4 protein-coding genes and 1 pseudogene are annotated in these 3,640 nt (G+C 36.4%); 1 reads left to right on the top strand and 4 read right to left on the bottom strand.

Going from position 1 to position 3,640, the window contains the following annotated elements; all coding sequences use genetic code 11:
* The 3 genes and pseudogenes from AACZ30_RS13450 to AACZ30_RS13440 form a co-directional block, all read right to left on the bottom strand.
* A pseudogene (locus AACZ30_RS13450) lies at positions 1 to 380 on the bottom strand (tRNA pseudouridine(38-40) synthase TruA); the annotation flags it as partial.
* A gap of 31 nt (positions 381 to 411) precedes the next feature.
* On the bottom strand, positions 412 to 1,209 hold the full coding sequence (locus tag AACZ30_RS13445) for a lysophospholipid acyltransferase family protein (protein ID WP_075327194.1): 798 nt from the start codon (positions 1,207 to 1,209) through the stop codon (positions 412 to 414).
* Between the two features lie 160 nt (positions 1,210 to 1,369).
* A complete protein-coding gene (locus AACZ30_RS13440) occupies positions 1,370 to 2,011 on the bottom strand; it encodes a CoA pyrophosphatase (RefSeq protein ID WP_208225896.1) in 642 nt (213 codons plus the stop codon).
* On the opposite strand from AACZ30_RS13440, the gene AACZ30_RS13435 reads away from it, so the two are divergent.
* Positions 2,010 to 2,771: a peptidylprolyl isomerase gene (locus tag AACZ30_RS13435; RefSeq protein ID WP_339649994.1), complete on the top strand. Its 762-nt coding sequence runs from the start codon at positions 2,010 to 2,012 to the stop codon at positions 2,769 to 2,771. The two genes, AACZ30_RS13440 and AACZ30_RS13435, sit on opposite strands and share 2 nt — an antisense overlap.
* Here the strand turns inward: AACZ30_RS13435 and AACZ30_RS13430 are convergent.
* Positions 2,768 to 3,484 (bottom strand): RDD family protein, encoded by a 717-nt coding sequence (locus AACZ30_RS13430; protein WP_339649993.1) that lies wholly within the window; start codon positions 3,482 to 3,484, stop codon positions 2,768 to 2,770. The two genes, AACZ30_RS13435 and AACZ30_RS13430, sit on opposite strands and share 4 nt — an antisense overlap.
* Positions 3,485 to 3,640 lie beyond the last annotated feature (156 nt).

Raw genomic sequence — 3,640 nt, 5'->3', positions numbered from 1 at the left:
TTTTTCTCTCCAAAACTAAATAAATAAGCATATTCCTTAAGTTTTGGATGCTGAATAATATTGAATTTCGCATCTACTTCGGTGATGGCAAGCGCTCGAATATCCTGTGGTAAATTCTGGTTGAATTCTTTTAAAAATTCATCCAGATTAGATAGTGGTTCATAATCTAAAAACAACTCAAATGCCGATTCCTGAGCAGAAACCATAGCATCGGTTCTACTGGTGCCCAAAATTTTAAACTTTTGTTCAGGCATCACATAACGTAAGGTTTTTGTGATTAATTCTTCTACTGTTTTTACATCGGGTTGTTTTTGCCAACCGTGTAAACGATAGCCTAAATACTGAACTTTAATAAGGTAAAAATAGCGCCTGGGTTGCAATTGTTGGAGTTTCGGGGTTGGGATAACTTTTTTAATATGCCCTTTTCTTGTTTAGTTCTTCCATTTCCTTAATCGCATCAGAAGGAATAACCTTAAGGAAAGAAGGGTGCTGTTCTATGGCATACTCAAGCTTGCTTACAATTTCTTCAACAGAATCATTTTCATAATCTATGTCTAGCGGCTCCTTAATTTGCATAGTTTGCAAAATACCGCGCTTTTTGATCCTAATTCCTTTTTTATCAAAAGAACGCCTAAAACCATCAATTACAATAGGAATTACCACCGGTTTATATTGTTTTATAATATGCGCAGTTCCTTTTCTAATGGGTTTAAATGGTTTGGTGGTTCCCTGTGGGAAAGTTATTACCCAGCCATCTTCCAGGGCCATTCCAATATTCTTTGTATCGTCTGGATTTACTTTTCGCTCAACTTCTTCGCCTTTTGCACGCCAGGTTCTTTCAACACTCACAGCGCCGGCATAAGCCATAATTCTATAGATTAAACCGGCATTCATGGTTTCTTTAGCCGCTACATAATAAATATTGAGTTTTGGCTGCCAGATATAACCTATATTTTTAATGGAATCTACCCTTCCGCTTAAACTCGCGTTAAAAACGTGGAACATTGCAGTTACATCAGCAAAATAAGTTTGATGATTAGAAACAAAAAGTACATTGTTATCGGGAAGGTTTTTAATGATATCTGAGCCTTCAATGCTAAGTTCATTATAACCGCGATAACGGCGGTGGCTAAGTAATCCGAAGATACGGATAAGCCACTTTTTCAGAAATAAAAAATGCCCAAATGGATTTCTTTTAAATAATCCCATAGTTTAATTTTCAGTTCTTACTTTTTGTATAATTCCAGTTGCATTAAATTAGGAAACCTAATGAAAAAATATAATTTAATTATGAAACTAGCCGGGCACTATTTTAAATCTCGATTATCGAGTAAAAATTAAGCCGGGCAAATATAGTAATTCTTAAATTTTAAAAGCTTTTTCTAAAGATTTCCCGAATCTCACTCAACATCATTCCCGTTGCTCCCCAAACAATTTGTTCATTTAATCTAAATGCAGGCACAACCATTTTACTGGAATAACTTGTGCTCAATTCCTGTTTCACAAAGTTAGAATGATCTAAAAAATGATCTAAATCTACCTCTAAGATACGTTCTACTTCACTTTCTTGCGGGATTAAAGTTGGAGTTTTTTCCAGCAAACCTAAATAAGGTTGTACCCAAAAATTACTGGGCGGAATGTACAAACGGGTAAGCTCTCTTATTACTTCAATATTATTCCTGGGAATTCCAACTTCCTCTTCTGTTTCACGTAAAGCAGTTTGTTGCAGGTTATCATCTTCAGGCTCAACGCGGCCACCGGGAAATCCAATTTGATTAGAATGAACGCCTTTATAGGTTTTTCTTAAAATTAGAACCAGATGAGTTTTTCCAAAATTATTGGGATAAAATACCGCCATAACACCAGCTTTATTAGGCTTAAGGCTATTAATATCAAGATTTCTCATCTCTTCAATGCGGTTGCCAGGCACTAATTTATGATGCGCCTTTTCTCCCGGAAGGACAATTTTTTTTAATTTTGGTATCCTGTCTTTAAAATCCTGAAAATCCATGAAAAACTCGCTTGCTTTCGTTTATCTTTTTCTAATTCTTTTTTTTGCAAGTTGTGAAGATAAGGAATCTTCCAGTAAAAATGCTTCGGAAAAGCCTTTAGATAAAGAAGAAGTTAATCAAGAAACCTCCAAATTAGATTCACTGAGAGCAAAATATAGTAAAGCTGAAGAATCCTCTTACCAAAGCGATTCTATTCAAAGCAACAAAGAGTTTCCCATTGCACAGGAAGAATTAATTCCATTTCTAACTCAGTACGGGAAAGAAAATCCGGAAACCCGGGTGAGAATCATTACCAGTTTTGGCAATATTGAAGTAGAACTTTTTAGAGATACTCCCCTACACCGCGCCAATTTTATAATGCTGGTAAAAGAAGGTTATTTTAACAGTACCTTTTTTCATCGTGTTGCTCCCGGCTTTGTGATTCAGGGAGGGAATTCAGATAATGTTACTACTCCCCGCCAGCGCTCACAAATTGGAGATTATTTAATTCCCAGTGAATTTGATGCCGGCCATAAACATACTTACGGAGCTTTTTCCGCAGCAAAATATAGTGAGCAAAATGTGAGTAAAGCTTCTTCGCCTTTTGAATTCTTTATTGTTATGAAAGAAAGCGGAACCCCACATTTAAATAACGACCATACTGTTTTTGGGCGTGTAACCAAAGGAATGGAGGTTGCCGAAAAAATTGAAGAGGTTGAAACCGGCCAATCTGAATGGCCAATTAATAACGTTGAAATGGATATTGAAATAATTAATTAGGCCCGCTGGGTGTAATAATTATAATCTGTAATTACCTGCTGAATAAATTCCATTGGAGACTCCTTAGGTTGAGTTTCCAGTAATTCTGATAATTTTTCTGAAAGTGACAGAATAAGTCGGTGGTTATGACTTCTTCTCGCAGTTTGATAGAGGTTTTTAATATTTTGTACATCTGCATCCTTTAAAACACTCACCTGCGGATATTTTGGTTGGTAACCTTCAGGAACATCTACAGCCAGACTACGATTTAAATTTGTTCTTGGTTTTTCAGAAATCACCGTGGTTTTTGCAGCGAGATCGCCCAACCGCTGCCCTTTTCCGTTTAATAAAATAGTGACCACCGCAATAGCGCCGCTACTAATAGAAATATCAATAAATCGAAGCAACCACCTAATTAAATATTCGGCAAAAGCGGGTCTGCTGCCGTCTAATTTCACTACCCTAATTTGTAAAGCAGCTTTTCCCGGGGTTTGCCCATTATATAAACTCTCCCATAATAAATAATATAAAAGCGAAGGCAAACCCATCACAAGGTAGTAAACCCATTGCCCTGCGGCATCAAGCCCCGTACCGGCCAAAGCCAAAGAACTTATTACTATATACAACCCAATTATAAAAGCATCTACGATAAAAGCAAGGATACGATCACCCACGCTCGCAACATTCTGATTAATACTTATATTTTGAGCGGTTTCAATTTGAAAATTATCCATTTAATCTGTTTCTTTGAGTCATAATAGAAAAACCATGCGAGAAGCTGCATTTGTGAAGCAAAATAAGGATAAATGGCTTAAATTTGAAAGCCTGCTTCAAAATAAAAATATACTGAGACCAGAGCAGCTCTCTAATATTTATATTGAAATTAGCGA

This window comes from uncultured Salegentibacter sp., from assembly GCF_963972535.1.
Lineage (GTDB): Bacteria > Bacteroidota > Bacteroidia > Flavobacteriales > Flavobacteriaceae > Salegentibacter.
Note: the sequence above shows the minus strand (reverse complement) of the source record. Positions and strands in the feature narration are given on the sequence as shown.

Coding starts and splice junctions, on each gene's coding strand:
- AACZ30_RS13445 (WP_075327194.1), bottom strand. CDS start 1,209: ATGGGATTATTTAAAAGAAATCCATTTGGGCATTTTTTATTTCTGAAA.
- AACZ30_RS13435 (WP_339649994.1), top strand. CDS start 2,010: ATGAAAAACTCGCTTGCTTTCGTTTATCTTTTTCTAATTCTTTTTTTT.
- AACZ30_RS13440 (WP_208225896.1), bottom strand. CDS start 2,011: ATGGATTTTCAGGATTTTAAAGACAGGATACCAAAATTAAAAAAAATT.
- AACZ30_RS13430 (WP_339649993.1), bottom strand. CDS start 3,484: ATGGATAATTTTCAAATTGAAACCGCTCAAAATATAAGTATTAATCAG.